The organism is Streptomyces sp. enrichment culture (assembly GCF_964272855.1).
Classification (GTDB): Bacteria; Actinomycetota; Actinomycetes; order Streptomycetales; family Streptomycetaceae; genus Streptomyces.
This window is the reverse complement of sequence record NZ_OZ186847.1, coordinates 6,074,257-6,090,381: the sequence shown is the minus strand read 5'-3', so window position 1 is coordinate 6,090,381 and position 16,125 is coordinate 6,074,257. Positions and strand designations below refer to the sequence as shown.

The following is a 16,125-nucleotide window of genomic DNA, read 5'->3' as shown; positions in this document are numbered from 1 at the left end:
TGCCCCGGGACCGGGGCGTCGAAGGGCGCGAGAGCTACAGCACCGGCAGGTTCTTCCGCAGCTCGAACGCGGTGACCTCGGAGCGGTACTCCTCCCACTCCTGGCGCTTGTTGCGCAGGAAGAAGTCGAAGACGTGTTCGCCCAGGGTCTCGGCGACGAGGTCGCTGCTCTCCATCAGGGTCAGGGCCTCGCCGAGGTTCTGCGGGAGGGGTTCGATGCCCATCGCGCGGCGCTCGGCGTTGGACAGGGCCCAGACGTCGTCCTCGGCGCCCGGCGGCAGCTCGTAGCCCTCCTCGATGCCCTTGAGGCCGGCGGCCAGCAGGACGGCGTAGGCCAGGTAGGGGTTGGCGCCGGAGTCGAGGGAGCGGACCTCGACGCGGGCGGAGCCGGTCTTGCCCGGCTTGTACATCGGGACGCGGACCAGGGCCGAGCGGTTGTTGTGGCCCCAGCAGATGTAGGAGGGGGCCTCGCCGCCCGCGCCGGCGGTGCGCTCGGAGCCGCCCCAGATGCGCTTGTAGGAGTTGACCCACTGGTTGGTGACCGCGGAGATCTCGGCGGCGTGGCGCAGGAGGCCCGCGATGAAGGAGCGGCCGACCTTGGAGAGCTGGTACTCGGCGCCGGACTCGTAGAACGCGTTGCGGTCGCCCTCGAAGAGGGACAGGTGGGTGTGCATGCCGCTGCCGGGGTGCTCGGAGAACGGCTTCGGCATGAAGGTCGCCTGGACGCCCTGCTCCAGCGCCACCTGCTTCATGACCAGGCGGAACGTCATGATGTTGTCGGCCGTGGACAGCGCGTCGGCGTACCGCAGGTCGATCTCCTGCTGGCCGGGCGCGCCCTCGTGGTGGGAGAACTCGACCGAGATGCCCATGGACTCCAGCATGGTGATCGCCTGGCGGCGGAAGTCCATGCCGATGTTCTGCGGGGTGTGGTCGAAGTAGCCGGAGTTGTCGGCCGGGGTGGGGCGTGAGCCGTCCAGCGGGCGGTTCTTCAGGAGGAAGAACTCGATCTCCGGGTGCGTGTAGAAGGTGAAGCCCAGGTCGGAGGTGCGGGCCAGGGCGCGCTTCAGCACGTAACGCGGGTCCGCGAAGGACGGGGAGCCGTCGGGCATGAGGATGTCGCAGAACATCCGGGCCGTGCCGGGGGCCTCCGCGCGCCACGGCAGGACCTGGAAGGTGGAGGGGTCCGGCTTGGCGATCATGTCGGACTCGTAGACCCGGGCGAAGCCCTCGATCGCGGAGCCGTCGAAGCCGATGCCCTCGTCGAAGGCCTGCTCCAGTTCGGCCGGGGCCACGGCAACGGACTTGAGGAAGCCCAGCACGTCCGTGAACCACAGGCGTACGAACCGGATGTCGCGCTCCTCCAACGTCCGGAGCACGAACTCCTGCTGCTTGTCCATCTTCCGCTTCCCCATCCTTGCTGGTCAGGCCGCCTGCCCCGCGCACCACCGGGAGGCGGTCGGGCACCTGAGCATCCCACCACAACACCATTTCATGCGCGTTGCGGACCTTGATCGGCCGGCCGACCCCGGTCTGAACGGCTCGGGTACGGCAGATGTACGGCGCTGCAGCCCATCTTGCCTGCTCGTCCCGCCATCCGTAATGGCTGATCGGCAGCCGGCGCCGGGCCCGCTCCGCGCCCTCCGCCGCCAGGTGCGGAACCGGCCATTCCAGGTGCTGTTCCGCGGGCCATTCCCGTGACCTCCCTACGAGATGACCGCTGTCCCCCATTACGATCAGCGCACCCGTCCGTCTCCCGTTCCCCAGAAGGGCCAGCCCCATGGGTTCCGCCAAGAACAAGAACAGCGCGGCACGCCAGGCACGCATAGCCGAGATGCGGCGTGCCGAGCAGGCCCGCGAGCGCCGCAACCGGTTCCTAGCCATCGGCGCGAGCGTGGTGATCGTCGCCGGTCTCGTCGTGGGCGGCGTCGTGCTCGTCCGGTCGCAGTCCGACGACTCCGGCAACTCGGCGAGCGACGACAAGACCACCGGTAAGTTCGTCACCGGCTCGGACGGGGTGCGCAAGTGGGAGGGGACACTCTCCCGCAACCACGTCAAGACGGACGTCAAGTACTCGATGGAGCCACCGGTCGGCGGCGACCACCACCAGGCCTGGATGAACTGCAACGGTGACGTCTACACCGAGGAACTGAACAACGTGAACGCCGTGCACTCGCTGGAGCACGGCGCGGTCTGGGTCACGTACAACAGCAAGGCCGACAAGGCCGACGTCGAGAAGCTGGCCGAGAAGGTCAAGAAGACGCCGTACACGCTGATGAGCCCGGACGAGAAGCAGAAAGACCCGATCATGCTGACCGCCTGGGGCCACCAGCGGACGGTGACCGGCGCGGACGACGCGAACGTCGACAAGTTCTTCCAGACGTACGTGCAGGGCGAGCAGACCCCCGAGAAGGGCGCCGCCTGCACCGGCGGTCTCGCGCAGTGAGGCAGGCGCAGGCCGGCTGGATCGCGGGCGCCGCGGCGGCGGCGCTCGTCGCGGCCGGCGCGATCACCTACGCGGTCGCCTCGGACGGCGGGTCCGGTGTCGAGCCGCCCGCCGCCGACTCCGCGGACGCCGGCTTCGCGCGTGACATGGCGGTGCACCACCAGCAGGCCGTGGAGATGTCGTACATCGTGCGCGACCGCACCGAGGACGAGGAGGTGCGGCGCCTCGCGTACGACGTCGCCCAGACCCAGGCCAACCAGCGCGGCATGCTGCTGGGCTGGCTGGACCTGTGGCGCCTGCCGAAGGTGTCCGCGGACCCGCCGATGAGCTGGATGGGCATGGGCGACGCCCCGGCGAAGGGCGACGGCTCGCTGATGCCGGGCATGGCGACCGACGAGGAACTGGCGAAGCTCGGCGAGCTGAACGGCAAGGCCGCCGAGGTCTACTTCCTGAAGCTGATGACGGAGCACCACCGGGGCGGCATCCACATGGCCGAGGGCTGTGTCTCGGCGTGCACGGTCGACGTGGAGAAGCAGCTGGCCCAGGGCATGGTCGAGGCGCAGCAGTCGGAGATCGACCTGATGGCCGACATGCTGGCAGAGCGGGGCGCGAAGGCACGCTGAGCGAGCCGGCTCACTCGCTCACCACCCCATCGCGTCGCTTTGACGATTACACTGGGCGCGTGCCTCGACTTCGCCTCGCCCTGAACCAGATCGACGCGCGCGTCGGCGACCTCGCCGGTAACGCGGAATCGATCCTCCGCTGGACCCGGCACTCCGCCGAGCGGGGAGCGCACCTGGTGGCGTTCCCGGAGATGGCGCTGACCGGGTATCCCGTCGAGGACCTGGCCCTGCGGTCCTCGTTCGTCGAGGCGTCCCGCACGGCTCTGCGCTCGCTCGCCGCGCGGCTCGCCGAGGAGGGCTTCGGGGAGCTGCCGGTGATCGTCGGCTACCTGGACCGCTCCGAGACCGCCCAGCCGAAGTACGGCCAGCCGGCCGGCGCCCCGCAGAACGCGGCGGCGCTGCTGCACCGCGGCGAGGTCGCGCTCACCTTCGCCAAACACCACCTGCCGAACTACGGCGTCTTCGACGAGTTCCGCTACTTCGTGCCCGGCGACACCATGCCGGTGCTGCGGCTGCACGGCGTCGACATCGCGCTGGCCATCTGCGAGGACCTGTGGCAGGACGGCGGCCGGGTGCCGGCGGCCCGCTCCGCCAAGGCCGGCCTGCTGATCTCCGTCAACGCCTCGCCGTACGAGCGCGACAAGGACGACACCCGGCTGGAGCTGGTCCGCAAGCGCGCCCAGGAGGCCGGCTGCACCACCGCCTACCTCGCCATGATGGGCGGCCAGGACGAGCTGGTGTTCGACGGCGACTCGATCGTGGTCGACACGAGCGGCGAGGTCGTCGCCCGTGCCGCGCAGTTCGCCGAGGAGTGCCTGGTCGTCGACCTGGACCTGCCGGCCGCGGCGCCGGACGCGCCGGACGGCGTGGTCGACGACGGTCTGCGCATCGACCGCCTGGTGCTCTCCGAGGAGCCCCTGCCGCCGTACGAGCCGGAGTACACCGGCGGTCACGCGCGGCGTCTGGAGGACGACGAGGAGGTGTACTCGGCGCTGGTCGTGGGCCTGCGCGCGTACGTCGCCAAGAACGGCTTCCGCTCCGTCCTCGTCGGCCTGTCCGGCGGGATCGACTCGGCCCTGGTCGCCGCGATCGCCTGCGACGCGGTGGGCCCGGAGAACGTGTACGGCGTGTCCATGCCGTCGAAGTACTCCTCCGCGCACTCCAGGGACGACGCGGCGGAGCTGGCCCGCCGTACCGGCCTGAACTTCCGCACGGTCCCGATCGCCCCGATGTTCGACGCGTACATGGACTCGCTGGGCCTGACCGGTCTCGCCGAGGAGAACCTCCAGTCCCGCCTGCGCGGCACGCTGCTGATGGCCGTCTCCAACCAGGAGGGCCACATCGTGCTGGCCCCCGGCAACAAGTCCGAGCTGGCCGTCGGCTACTCGACGCTGTACGGCGACTCGGTCGGCGCGTACGGCCCCATCAAGGACGTCTACAAGACGTCCGTCTTCCGCCTCGCCGAGTGGCGCAACAAGGCGGCCGAGGAGCGCGGCGAGACCCCGCCCATCCCGGAGAACTCCATCACCAAGCCCCCGAGCGCCGAGCTGCGCCCCGGCCAGGTGGACACCGACTCCCTGCCGGACTACCCGGTCCTCGACGCCATCCTGGAACGCTACGTGGACCGCGACGAGGGCGCCGCCACCATCGTCGCGGCCGGCTTCGACCCGGAGCTGGTGGCCCGCACCCTGCGCCTGGTGGACACCGCCGAGTACAAGCGCCGCCAGTACCCGCCGGGCACGAAGATCTCCCCGAAGGGCTTCGGCAAGGACCGCCGGCTGCCGATCACGAACGGCTGGCGGGAGACGACCCCCGGGTGACCGGCAGGACGGGTGAGCGGAAGGGGCCGGGTGTGCCGCCGGCCCCTTCGTGTGTGCCGCCCGCGGCCGCCGTGGCGGCTCAGCCGCGCACGGACTCGGTCTCCGCCGGCATGCGGCCCGCCACCAGCAGTTCCCGGCCCGGCTGGGGGGCGGTGCGGCGGTGGTCGACCGCGTAGGCGATCGCCGCGACCGCGAGGCCAAGGACCGCCAGCAGGGCGCCCGCGAGGGCGGGGGACGTGGTGCCGAAGCCCGCGGCCAGGGCGAGGCCGCCGATCCAGGCGCCGCCGGCGTTGGCGAGGTTGAAGGCGGCCTGGTTGGCGGAGGAGGCGAGGGAGGGGGCCGCGGCGGCCTTCTCCATGACCATCAGCTGGAGCGGGGAGCCGGTGACGAAGGCTGCCGTGCCGAGGAGGGCCACCGCGAGCGCCGCGGTCCACCCGGTCCGCATCAGCAGGGGGAACGCGGCGAGGACCGCCGCCAGGGCGATCAGGCCGCCGAACAGGGTGGCGCGCATCGCGTGGTCGGCGAGGCGGCCGCCCAGCAGGTTGCCCACCGTCGCGCCGACGCCGAACAGGGCCAGCAGCACGGTCACGCTGGTCTCGGCGTAGCCCGCGGAGTCGGTGAGCATCGGCGTGATGTAGCTGTACGCGGCGAAGAGCGCGCCGAAGCCCGCGACCGTGGTGCCGAGCGCCAGCCAGACGGGGAGCGAGCGCAGGGCGGCCAGTTCGCCGCGCAGGCCTGCCGCGGGGGCCGTCGCCGTGTCGCGCGGGATCAGCAGGGCCAGGGACGCGATCGCCGCCAGGCCGATCGCGCTGACGCCGAGGAAGGTGGCGCGCCAGCCGAGGTGCTGGCCCATGAGCGTGGCGACGGGGACGCCGGCGATGTTGGCGACGGTCAGGCCGAGGAACATCAGCGAGACGGAGCGGGCCTTGCGTTCGGGCGCGACCAGGGTGGTCGCGACGACCGCGCCGACGCCGAAGAACGCGCCGTGCGGGAGGCCGCTGAGGAAGCGGGCGGCGAGCAGGTAGTGCTCGTCGGGGGCGAACGCCGACAAGGCGTTGCCCGCGACGAAGAGGATCATGAGGCCGATCAGGACGGCGCGGCGGGACAGGCGCGCGGTGAGCGCCGCGAGCAGCGGGGCGCCGATGACGACACCGAGGGCGTAGGCGGACACGAGGTGTCCGGCGCTGGGGATGGATATGTGCAGGTCGGCCGCGACTTCGGGCAGCAGGCCCATCATCACGAATTCGGTCGTGCCGATACCGAAGGCACCTACGGCCAGGGCGAGCAGGGCCAGGGGCATGAAGGCATCGCCTTTCGAGCGCGTACAGGGGCTTACAGGGGAGCGGGGTTCGGTTCCCTCGTATGTTCAGATACGGAACAAATACTCCCCCGGCCGCTATTCCGGCGGGGTTCCGGAAGGCTTCCTGCCGGTTAAGACTCCGTTGCCAGCCGCATGCGCGCCGCCACCGGCAGATGGTCGCTGCCCGTCTCCGGCAGCGTCCAGGAGCTGACCGGCTCGACGCCCTTGACCAGGATCTGGTCGATCCGCGCCATCGGGAACGAGGCCGGCCAGCTGAACCCGAAGCCGCTGCCCGCCGCGCCCTGCGTGGAGCGCATCTGGGAGGTCACCGCGTTCAGCGCCCGGTCGTTCATGGTGCCGTTGAGGTCGCCGAGCAGGACCACCCGGTCCAGCGGCTCGTGGGCGATGGCCTCGCCGAGCGCGTCGGCGCTGGTGTCCCGCTGCCGGGCGGTGAACCCTGCCTCCAGCTTCACCCGCACCGACGGCAGATGGGCGACGTACACCGCGACCGGCCCCTGCGGGGTGGTCACGGTGGCCCGCATGGCCCGGGTCCAGCCCAGCTTGATGTCCACCGGCTCGATCCCGCTGAGCGGGTACTTGCTCCACAGCCCGACCGTGCCCTGCACCGAGTGGTACTCGTACGTCGGCGCCAGCGCCTCCTCGTACGTGGACACCGCCGAGGCGCGCAGTTCCTCCAGCGCCACCACGTCCGCGCCGGACGCGGCCACGGCCCGGGCGGTGCCCGCCGGGTCGGCGTTGTCGGCGTTGACGTTGTGCGTGGCCACCGTGAGGTCGCCGCCGGCGGCGGCCTTGTCGGTGAGCAGTCCGCCGAAGAGGTTGAGCCAGACGGCCGCCGGGAGCAGCACCGCGATCAGCGCGGTCGCGGACCTGCGCAGGACGGCCGTGAGGAGCAGCACCGGGACGCCGAGGCCGAGCCAGGGCAGAAACGTCTCGGTGAGGCTGCCGAGGTTGCCGAACCGGTTCGGGATGTGGGCGTGGGCCGCCATCACCAGGGCGAGCACGACGGCGAGGGCGGCGGCGACCAGTCCGCGGCGCCAGATCCGCGGGTCGCCGCGCCAGCCGGCGGCGATACGGTTCGCCAGGCGCCGCAGTCCGGACTCTCGGCGCCCGGCCTTCGAGCCGCCGCCGTCCGTCTCCGTCACGTACGCCTGCTGCGCCATACCGTCGCCTCGCTACCTGCCGTGCTCATCGTCGTCCCCCGCGCCTATGACCCTAGGGGATGATCGACTTCGTTCCTGCCGTCCCATGACGGCCGTACAGGCACCAGGACGAAGAAGTCGGCGCGGGGAGTTCCGGGTGTCGCTCCGATGGCCGGGTCTGTGACGAAACGATCACATTCCGGTTCACGGGCGCAGGCCCTCCAGCAGCCGGTCGACGATCTCCTCCGACAGGCCCTCCGGCAGGGAGGCGCCCGGGCGCATCACCGTGCGCACCAGCATGGGACCGAGGAACAGGTCGATCAGCAGTTCCAGGTCCACGTCGTCGCGCAGCTCGCCGTCGCGCTGGCCGCGGCGCAGCACCTCCAGCTGCAGGCGGCGGCGGGGCTCGACGACGCTCGCGTGGTAGGCGGCCCAGATCTTCGGGCTGCTCTTCATCTGGGCGTAGACGTTGAGCAGGATCGCCGACGACTGGGCCATCAGTCCGCGCCCGCGCAGCTGTTCCAGCAGGGCCACCAGGTCGTCGCGCATGGAGGTGCCGGGCAGCTCGGGGTCGGGGGGTTCGGCGGCGCGGACGACGTCGACGAAGAGTTCCTCCTTGCCGGGCCAGCGGCGGTAGATGGTCGCCTTGCCGACGCCGGCGGTGCGGGCGATCCGCTCGATGGACAGCTCCGCGAGCGGTACGCCGTCCTCCAGCAGTTTCACCACGCCCTCGATGATGGCCCGCTCCACCGCCTCGCTGCGGGGGCGGCCCCTGGCGGGGGTGTCCTGATCGGGACGGCTGTCGGCGAGCCTCACGTCACTGTCCTTTCCATGACGGCTGGGAGTGATTCTTCCTGCCGCCGTCCCGGCAGGAACAGCGCCACCACCAGCGCCCCGGCCACCGCGACGCCCGCGCCGCACAGCGCGGCCAGCCGCATGGCGTGCAGGAAGGCGTCGTGGGCCGGGCCGATCAGGGCGTCGCCGCGCGGGCCGAGGCGGGCGGCGACGGCAAGGGTGGCCTCGACGGACTCGCCGGCGGTGTGGCGCAGGGCGGCGGGCAGGGCGGTCAGCTTGCCCTCGATGGCGGTGCGGTAGGCCGCGGAGAGGACGGAGCCGAGCACCGCGACGCCGAGGGCGCCGCCGACCTGGCGGAAGGTGTTGCTGAGGGCGGAGGCGGAGCCCGCCTTCTCGCGGGGCAGGGCCTGCATGATGACGACGCTGGTGGGGGTCATGATGTGCGCCATGCCGGTGCCCATGAGGAAGAAGACGACTTCCAGGACCCAGACCGGGGTGTCGGCGTCGAAGGTGGCGAACACGGCGAGCATGGCGGCGAGCAGCAGCATGCCGCCGGTGGTGGTGGCCTTGTTGCCGAAGCGGTCGACGAGCAGCCGGGCGCGGGGCGCGAAGAGCAGCTGGGCGGCGGCGAGCGGCAGCATCAGCAGGCCGGTCTCCAGCGGCGAGTAGCCGCGCACGCTCTGGGTGTAGAAGACCGAGAAGAAGGTCACGCCCGTCAGCGCGAAGAAGACCAGCGAGATGGCGGCGATCGCGGCGGAGAAGACCTTGTTCCTGAAGTAGGTGACGTCGATGGACGGGTGCTCGCTGCGCTTCTCGAAGACGACGAAGGCGATGAGCACGGCTAGGCCCGCGCCGCTGGTGGCCAGGACGGCCGGGTCGGTGAAGTCGGCGAGTTCGCCGCCCTTGATGATGCCGAAGACGAGCAGGACGAGGCCGACGACGGACAGCAGCACGCCGACGGGGTCGATCCGCCCGGGGCTGGGGTCGCGGGAGTCGGGCACCAGCCACACCATGAGGGCGACCGCGAGCAGCACGATCGGCACGTTGACGAGGAAGACGGATCCCCACCAGAAGTGCTCCAGGAGAAATCCGCCGGTGATCGGGCCGATGGCGATGGCGAGGCCGACGCCGCCGGCCCAGAAGCCGATGGCCTTCGGCTGCTCGTCGCGTTCGAAGACGTTCATCAGCACGGCGAGGGTGGCGGGCATCACGAAGGCGGCGCCGAGGCCCATGACCGCGCGGTAGGTGATCAGTTCGCCCGGGGTGCCGGCGAACGCGGCGAGCGCGGAGCCGGTCCCGAACACGGCGAGCCCGCCGAGCAGCACCTTCTTGCGGCCGAGCCGGTCGCCGAGGAGCCCGGCGCTGAACAGCAGGCCCGCGAAGACCAGGGTGTAGGAGTTGATCGCCCACTCCAGTTCGCTCTGGGTGGCGCCGATGCCGGTCGGGGCCGGGGTGGAGATCGTCTTGATGGCGACGTTCAGGATGGAGTTGTCGAGCACCACGATCAGCAGGCTCAGCATGAGCACACCCAGGATGGCCCAGCGGCGCCGGTGCACCGCTTCGGGTATGCGGGGGGCGTGGACGGCGGCGTCAGTCATGGGGCCGAGCCTAGGAGATTTACGATACGAGACGGTTCCGTATCGAATATTTTTTGCCCGTTCTTGTGCACGTCTCGCGGCGTGACGGGGGTCCCCTAGCCGACCGTGGCACGAGGTGCCACCATGGGGGTGATCCGGGGACGCCGTGAGGGCGCCTCGAGATGACGTAAGGAGCCGTTGCCATGACGCAGCTTTCGGCTGCCCAGACTGCGAAGACAGGAACCTCCGACGGCAGCAAGGCGCTGTACGGGGGCAAGGGCACCCGCCGTATCACCGTCCGCGACATCGCCCTCGCCAAGGAGCGGGGCGAGAAGTGGCCCATGCTCACCGCGTACGACGCGATGACCGCGTCCGTCTTCGACGAGGCCGGCATCCCGGTGATCCTCGTCGGCGACTCGGCGGGCAACTGCCATCTCGGGTACGAGACCACCGTGCCCGTCACCCTCGACGAGATGACCATGCTCTCCGCCGCGGTGGTGCGCGGCACCCGGCGCTCGCTGATCGTCGGCGACCTGCCGTTCGGCTCCTACCAGGAGGGTCCGGTGCAGGCGCTGCGCTCGGCGACCCGGCTGGTGAAGGAGGCCGGGGTGCAGGCCGTCAAGCTGGAGGGCGGCGAGCGCTCGCACGAGCAGATCCGGCTGCTGGTGGAGTCCGGCATCCCGGTGATGGCCCACATCGGGCTCACCCCGCAGTCCGTGAACGCCATGGGGTACCGGGTGCAGGGGCGCGGCGAGGAGGCGGCCCAGCAGCTGCTGCGGGACGCCAAGGCCGTGCAGGACGCGGGCGCCTTCGCGGTGGTGCTGGAGCTGGTGCCGGCCGAGCTGGCGGCCGAGGTGACGCGCACCCTGCACATCCCGACGGTGGGCATCGGCGCCGGGGCGGAGACGGACGCTCAGGTGCTGGTGTGGACCGACATGCTGGGGCTGACCGGCGGCCGGGTGCCGAAGTTCGTCAAGCGGTACGCGAACCTGCGTGAGGTCATGGGCGACGCGGTGAAGGCGTTCGCCGAGGACGTGGTCGGCGGAACGTTCCCGCAGGAGGAGCACTCCGTCCACTGAGCCATCGCGGTACCGGACAGCCCCGCCGACCGTCCCCCGTCGGCGGGGCTGTTCCGTCGCCGGGCGCGGCCCTCACCGACACGCGCCGTCGGCGGCTGTCGGCGGCTGTCGGTGACCTGTCGGCCGTTTGTCGGTGGGCCCTGACACTGTCGTCCGCATGACACGGATCGAGAAGAACGACGGCACCATGGCCGTGACCGTACGAGGGCTGGTGAAGCACTACGGGGAGACCAAGGCGCTGGACGGCGTCGACCTGGACGTGCGGGAGGGCACCGTGATGGGGGTGCTCGGGCCGAACGGCGCCGGGAAGACCACCCTGGTACGGATTCTGTCCACCCTGCTGTCCCCCGACGCCGGGCAGGCCACCGTCGCCGGTTACGACGTCGTACGGCAGCCCCGGCAGCTGCGCCGGGTGATCGGGCTCACCGGGCAGTACGCCTCCGTCGACGAGAAGCTGCCGGGCTGGGAGAACCTGTATCTGATCGGGCGGCTGCTGGACCTGTCCCGCAAGGACGCCCGGGCCCGCGCCGACGAACTGCTGGAGCGGTTCTCGCTGACGGAGGCGGGAAAGCGTCCGGCGGCCACCTACTCCGGCGGCATGCGGCGGCGGCTCGACCTGGCCGCCTCGATGATCGGCCACCCGGCGGTGCTCTACCTGGACGAGCCGACCACCGGACTGGACCCGCGCACCCGCAACGAGGTGTGGGACGAGGTCAAGCGCATGGTCGGGGACGGCGTGACCGTGCTGCTGACCACGCAGTACATGGAGGAGGCCGAGCAGCTGGCCTCCGAGCTGACCGTCGTCGACCGCGGCAAGGTCATCGCGCGCGGCGGCATCGACGAGCTGAAGGCCAAGGTGGGCGGGCGCACCCTGCGGGTGAAGCCGGCCGATCCGCTCCAATTGCGGCCGCTGGCCCGCGCGCTGGACGACCTGGGCATCACCGGGCTGGCCACCACCACCGTGGACGCCGAGCGCGGCACCGTGCTGGTGCCGATCCTCAGCGACGAGCAGCTGACCGCCGTGGTCTCGGCGACCGTCGGGCTCGGCATCACGCTGTCCTCCGTCACCACCGAACTGCCCAGCCTGGACGAGGTGTTCCTGTCGCTCACCGGCCACCGCGCCACTGCCCCGCAGGACCCCGAGCCCACCGACGCCCGCGAGGAGGTCGCCGTATGAGCGCCACCACCGTCACCACCGCAAGCCCGAAGGCCGACACGCCCATTCCGCTGCGCGGCCATCTGCGGCACACCGGCGCGCTCATCCGCCGCAACCTGCTGTGGATCCGGCAGGACCCGGAGTCGATGTTCGACGCGGTGCTGATGCCGATCGTGTTCACCCTGCTGTTCGTCTACGTCTTCGGCGGGTCGATCGGGCAGGCGCTGGGCGGCGGGCAGGAGACGTACGTGCAGTACGTGGTGCCCGGACTGCTGGCCATGATGGGCATGAACATGGCCATGGGAGTGGGCACCGGGTTCAACCAGGACTTCAACTCCGGTGTCATGGACCGCTTCCGCTCGCTGCCGATCGGCCGGGGCTCCGTGCTCTTCGCGAAGATCGCGGTGGAGCTGATGCGGATGCTGGTCGCCACCGTGATCCTGCTGATCGTGGGTGTGCTGGTGGGGTTCGACATCACCAACTGGGGCGGCCTGATCGCGGGCGTGGCCCTGGCGGCGGCGTTCGGCTCCTCCCTGATGTGGGTGTTCCTGACGCTCGGCGTCGTCCTGAAGAACGCCCAGTCCGTGCAGGGCATGGGGTTCCTGGTGCTGTTCCCGCTGCAGTTCGGCTCGTCGGTGTTCGCGCCGCCGCAGTCGATGCCGGGCTGGCTGCAGGCCTTCACCGACTACAACCCGCTGTCCACGCTCGCGGACGCGGCGCGCGGACTGATGGTCGGCGGCCCGGTCGCACGCGACCTGTGGGTGACGCTCGGCTGGACCGCGCTGATCACGGCGGTCATGGCGCCGATCGCGATCCGCAAGTTCAAGACGAAGGCCTGACGGGGCGCCGCGTCGAAGAACCGTCACACCGGCCGTCACACCAAGGCGGTGGCCTCCTGCTCGGTGAGGCCACCGCCTTCGGCGTACGCGGCCGTGAACTCCGCCGCGGACAGCGCGGCCCGGACGGCGGCCTCGGCCCGCCCGCGCGCCTCGCGTTCCAGGGCCGACGGCACGTGGCCGGGCGGCAGCAGCGCCGCGGACGCGCCCAGGCAGCGGGCGGCGTCAAGGGCGTCGCCGCAGCCGGCCATGGCGAAGGCCGCTGTGGCGAGGTACCCGGCGACCAGTTGCGGGGCCATCGACCTCGACAGCGGGTCGTCGGCCCGTTCCAGGGCGCGCCGGATCTTCTTCCTGGCCTCCTCGTGGTGGCCGTCCACGGCGTCCACCCACGCCTCCCCGCCGAGGATGAACGCGTCGAAGACGACGAAGTGGGCGACGCCGAACTCCTCGCGCAGCGCCCGCAGATGCTCGCGTGCCTCGGCGGTCCGGTCGGTGATGCTGAGCCACCCGGCGAGCATGACCCGGCAGAAGGGCATCGCCTCGGTCTGCGCGCCGTCCGCGCGTTCGAGCACGTCCCGCAGCAGGCGCTCGCCCCGCTCGGCCTCGCCCGCCTCCAGCAGCGCGCCGCCCAGCCGGGCGGAGAGGACCGTGAGCTGCGCCCGGGCGCCGAGCCGCCGGGCGTGCTCCATGGCTGCCTCGTAGTCGGCGGCCGCCTGGAGGTGGTGTCCCCGGCGCTCGCGGGACTCGGCTCGCGCGGACAGCGCCTCGGTGGTGCCCCAGGCGTCGCCGAGACGTTCGTAGATCGCCAGCGACTCGTCGGCGTCCCGGCCGGCGTCGCCCGCGCGGTCCGGACGGGCGGCGAGGAGGTTGGCGCGGATCTGCAGGCTGGCGGCCAGCTCCCAGTCGTATCCCGGGGTGGCGCGGCAGGTCTCGACGGCGGCGTCGAGGATCAGGGACAGCCGGTCCATGCCGCCGGTCAGCATCACGGCGTAGAAGGAGAGCATGCCGGGGCTGCGGCAGGTCTGCGGCAGGCCGGGCTCGTAGGTCTCGGCGATGATCTGCAGCTTGCGCTGCGCCTCCGGGGTCTGCCAGGCGTCCAGCTCGGTGTCCATGCAAGCGAGGTGCGCGAGGTGGACCCCGCGCCGGGCCTCACGCAGGACCTCCCCGGACATGGGGGGCGGGTCGGCGGTGCAGCGCTGCCACACGGGGGCGGCCTTGCGGACCGGATCGGTGAAGGGGTCGGGACCCAGTTCCATGACCGCGCGGCACCAGTTGCGGGCCTCGATGCGCAGGTCGCGCATCTGCCAGTACCAGGCCAGCGACAGCACCAGGCACAGCGCCTCCTGCTCGTCGCGGGCGGCGACGGCGTGCCGCAGGGCGGTGCGCAGGTTCTCGTACTCGCGCTCGAGTGCCTCGATCGCGGCGAGCTGGCCCGGGCCGCGCAGCAACGGGTCGGTGGTGCGGGCGAACTCGCGGTAGTACGTGAGGTGGGCGCGCTCGGTGCCGGGGCGCCTGCCGGACTCGTCGAGGCGTTCACGGGCGTACTCGGCGACGGTCTCCAGGAGCCGGTAGCGCATCTCGCCGTCGCCGGCCGGGGCGGCCACCACCAGGGACTTGTCGACGAGGGAGCCGAGCGCGTCCAGGGCGGCGGGGCCGCAGACGGCCTCGGCGGCGGCGAGGCCGCAGCCGCCGGCGAAGACCGACAGGCGGCTCAGCACGTCGCGTTCGTCGGCGTCGAGCAGGTCCCAGGACCAGTCGACGACGGCACGCAGGGTCTGCTGGCGGGGCAGGACCGTGCGGCTGCCGGAGGTGAGCAGGCGGAAGCGGTCGTCGAGGCGGTCGGCGATCTGCCGGGGGGTGAGCATCCGCAGCCGGGCGGCGGCCAGTTCGATGGCGAGGGGCAGTCCGTCGAGGCGGCTGCAGATCTCCGCGCAGGCCTCCGGGTCGTCCTCGACGCGGAACCCGGGCCGGGCGGCGGCGCCGCGGTCGGCGAGCAGCCGCAGCGCGTACGGCTCGGGCAGCGGCTCGACGGGCCGCAGCACCTCGCCGGGTACGCCGAGGGGTTCGCGGCTGGTGGCCAGCACGGTCAGGTCCGGGCAGCGCTCCAGCAGCTCGGCGGTGAGCCGGGCGGCGGCGTCGACGACGTGCTCGCAGTTGTCGAGGACGATCAGCATGCGCCGCCGGCCACAGTGCTCGACCAGGCGTTCGATGGGATCGTCGTGGCGGTCGGCGACCGCGGCCCGCAGCTCCTCCGCGCCGGCGCCGTGCAGCACGGTCTCGCGGGCGCCGATCGCGGTGAGCACGGCCTCGGGGACGGCGGCCGGGTCGTCGACCGGCGCCAGCTCCGCCAGCCACACCCCGTCCCTGGCCGGGCCGTCCGCGCTCTCGGCGGCCTCCTGCGACAGCCGGGTCTTCCCGGCGCCGCCGGGGCCCAGCAGGGTGACGAGCCGGGCGGTGGCGAGGTCGTCCCGGATGGTCTCGATGTCGGTCTCACGGCCGACGAAGGAGGTCAGGCGGGCCCGCAGGTTGCCCTGCGGGCGCGGGGCCCGCGACGGGACGGGCACGTCCTGCTGCCGCAGCAACTCGGCGTGCAGCTCCCGCAGTTCGGGCCCCGGGTCGGAGCCGAGGCGGTCCGCGAGGAGATGCCGTACGTCGTCGTAGGCGGCCAGTGCCTCCGCCGTACGGCCGGCCTCGCGCAGGGCGCGCAGCCGCAGCGCCTGGAGGGGTTCGTCCAGAGGGTGGGCCTCGCACAGGGCGGTCAGCTCGGGCAGCGTCTGCGCGGCGTGGCCGAGGGCCAGGGCGGCGGTGAGGCGGGCGCGGCGGACGTCCAGCCGGCGGGCCTCGCAGCGGGCGGCCTCGGCGGCGCGGTCGGGCAGGTCGGCGAGGGCGGGGCCCTGCCACAGGGCGAGGGCGTCGTCGAGGAGAGCGGCGGCCTTGGCGGGGTCGCCGTCGGCCAGGGCGCCGGCGCCGTCGTCGGCCAGGCGGGTAAAGCGGTGCAGGTCGACGTCGTCGGGGCGGGCGCTCAGCCGGTAACCGCCGTCCACCGACTCCACGGCGTCCGCGCCGAGGGCCCGCCGCAGCCGGCCGACCAGGGCCTGGAGGGCGCCCGGCGCGTCGGCGGGCGGGTCGCCGTCCCACACCTCCTCGACGAGCAGCCCCGCGGGCACGGCCCGCCCGGCCCGCAGGGCCAGCACGGTGAGCAGCGCACGCAGACGCGCCCCGCCGACGGGGACGGCCGTGCCGTCGGAGCGGAATGCCTGGGTGGTGCCGAGGATGCGATAGCGCACGGGGTCCATTGTCTCCAGGGACGCCCGGCCGCCGCCTCCGGGTTTCGGAC

General features: G+C 72.2%; 12 protein-coding genes. 6 read left to right on the top strand and 6 right to left on the bottom strand.

Going from position 1 to position 16,125, the window contains the following annotated elements; all coding sequences use genetic code 11:
* Positions 1-34: 34 nt before the first annotated feature.
* Positions 35-1,396, bottom strand: a complete 1,362-nt coding sequence (glnA, locus tag ACSU6L_RS26910; protein ID WP_073943004.1) for a type I glutamate--ammonia ligase — start codon at positions 1,394-1,396, stop codon at positions 35-37.
* Between the two features lie 380 nt (positions 1,397-1,776).
* Here glnA and ACSU6L_RS26905 point away from each other — a divergent pair, with 380 nt between their 5' ends.
* The 3 genes from ACSU6L_RS26905 to ACSU6L_RS26895 are packed head-to-tail and all read left to right on the top strand — an operon-like array spanning position 1,777 to position 4,885.
* A complete protein-coding gene (locus ACSU6L_RS26905; RefSeq protein ID WP_437060824.1) occupies positions 1,777-2,442 on the top strand; it encodes a DUF3105 domain-containing protein in 666 nt (221 codons plus the stop codon).
* Entirely contained in the window at positions 2,439-3,065 is a 627-nt protein-coding gene (locus tag ACSU6L_RS26900; RefSeq protein ID WP_437060822.1) for a DUF305 domain-containing protein, read from the top strand. Before ACSU6L_RS26905 ends, ACSU6L_RS26900 begins: the two co-directional genes overlap by 4 nt.
* A 59-nt stretch (positions 3,066-3,124) precedes the next feature.
* Positions 3,125-4,885 (top strand): NAD+ synthase, encoded by a 1,761-nt coding sequence (locus ACSU6L_RS26895; protein WP_437060820.1) that lies wholly within the window; start codon positions 3,125-3,127, stop codon positions 4,883-4,885.
* 79 nt (positions 4,886-4,964) lie between these two features.
* On the opposite strand, the gene ACSU6L_RS26890 is transcribed toward ACSU6L_RS26895, so the two are convergent.
* From ACSU6L_RS26890 to ACSU6L_RS26875, 4 genes are all read right to left on the bottom strand, one after another.
* The gene (locus tag ACSU6L_RS26890; protein WP_437060818.1) at positions 4,965-6,185 is read right to left on the bottom strand and encodes an MFS transporter; all 1,221 of its coding nucleotides are present in this window, start codon (positions 6,183-6,185) and stop codon (positions 4,965-4,967) included.
* Between the two features lie 131 nt (positions 6,186-6,316).
* Positions 6,317-7,366 (bottom strand): endonuclease/exonuclease/phosphatase family protein, encoded by a 1,050-nt coding sequence (locus ACSU6L_RS26885; RefSeq protein WP_437060816.1) that lies wholly within the window; start codon positions 7,364-7,366, stop codon positions 6,317-6,319.
* Between the two features lie 183 nt (positions 7,367-7,549).
* Positions 7,550-8,161: a TetR/AcrR family transcriptional regulator gene (locus ACSU6L_RS26880; RefSeq protein ID WP_437060814.1), complete on the bottom strand. Its 612-nt coding sequence runs from the start codon at positions 8,159-8,161 to the stop codon at positions 7,550-7,552.
* Positions 8,158-9,738 carry an MFS transporter gene (locus tag ACSU6L_RS26875; protein ID WP_437060812.1) on the bottom strand — a complete coding sequence of 527 codons (1,581 nt, stop codon included), beginning with the start codon at positions 9,736-9,738 and terminating at the stop codon, positions 8,158-8,160. The genes ACSU6L_RS26880 and ACSU6L_RS26875 overlap by 4 nt, the downstream gene beginning before the upstream one ends.
* Positions 9,739-9,920: 182 nt before the next feature.
* On the opposite strand from ACSU6L_RS26875, the gene panB reads away from it, so the two are divergent.
* The 3 genes from panB (at position 9,921) to ACSU6L_RS26860 (ending at position 12,791) form a co-directional block, all read left to right on the top strand.
* Positions 9,921-10,796, top strand: a complete 876-nt coding sequence (gene panB, locus ACSU6L_RS26870) for a 3-methyl-2-oxobutanoate hydroxymethyltransferase (protein WP_437060810.1) — start codon at positions 9,921-9,923, stop codon at positions 10,794-10,796.
* A 157-nt stretch (positions 10,797-10,953) separates the two neighbouring features.
* Entirely contained in the window at positions 10,954-11,973 is a 1,020-nt protein-coding gene (locus tag ACSU6L_RS26865; RefSeq protein WP_437060808.1) for an ATP-binding cassette domain-containing protein, read from the top strand.
* Positions 11,970-12,791 (top strand): ABC transporter permease, encoded by an 822-nt coding sequence (locus ACSU6L_RS26860; protein ID WP_437060806.1) that lies wholly within the window; start codon positions 11,970-11,972, stop codon positions 12,789-12,791. Before ACSU6L_RS26865 ends, ACSU6L_RS26860 begins: the two co-directional genes overlap by 4 nt.
* Before the next feature lie 35 nt (positions 12,792-12,826).
* On the opposite strand, the gene ACSU6L_RS26855 is transcribed toward ACSU6L_RS26860, so the two are convergent.
* Complete coding sequence (locus ACSU6L_RS26855) at positions 12,827-16,084, bottom strand: BTAD domain-containing putative transcriptional regulator (RefSeq protein ID WP_437060804.1); 3,258 nt, start codon at positions 16,082-16,084, stop codon at positions 12,827-12,829.
* Positions 16,085-16,125: the final 41 nt, after the last annotated feature.

Coding starts and splice junctions, on each gene's coding strand:
- glnA (WP_073943004.1), bottom strand. CDS start 1,396: ATGGACAAGCAGCAGGAGTTCGTGCTCCGGACGTTGGAGGAGCGCGAC.
- ACSU6L_RS26905 (WP_437060824.1), top strand. CDS start 1,777: ATGGGTTCCGCCAAGAACAAGAACAGCGCGGCACGCCAGGCACGCATA.
- ACSU6L_RS26890 (WP_437060818.1), bottom strand. CDS start 6,185: ATGCCCCTGGCCCTGCTCGCCCTGGCCGTAGGTGCCTTCGGTATCGGC.
- ACSU6L_RS26885 (WP_437060816.1), bottom strand. CDS start 7,366: ATGGCGCAGCAGGCGTACGTGACGGAGACGGACGGCGGCGGCTCGAAG.
- ACSU6L_RS26875 (WP_437060812.1), bottom strand. CDS start 9,738: ATGACTGACGCCGCCGTCCACGCCCCCCGCATACCCGAAGCGGTGCAC.
- panB (WP_437060810.1), top strand. CDS start 9,921: ATGACGCAGCTTTCGGCTGCCCAGACTGCGAAGACAGGAACCTCCGAC.
- ACSU6L_RS26865 (WP_437060808.1), top strand. CDS start 10,954: ATGACACGGATCGAGAAGAACGACGGCACCATGGCCGTGACCGTACGA.
- ACSU6L_RS26860 (WP_437060806.1), top strand. CDS start 11,970: ATGAGCGCCACCACCGTCACCACCGCAAGCCCGAAGGCCGACACGCCC.
- ACSU6L_RS26855 (WP_437060804.1), bottom strand. CDS start 16,084: ATGGACCCCGTGCGCTATCGCATCCTCGGCACCACCCAGGCATTCCGC.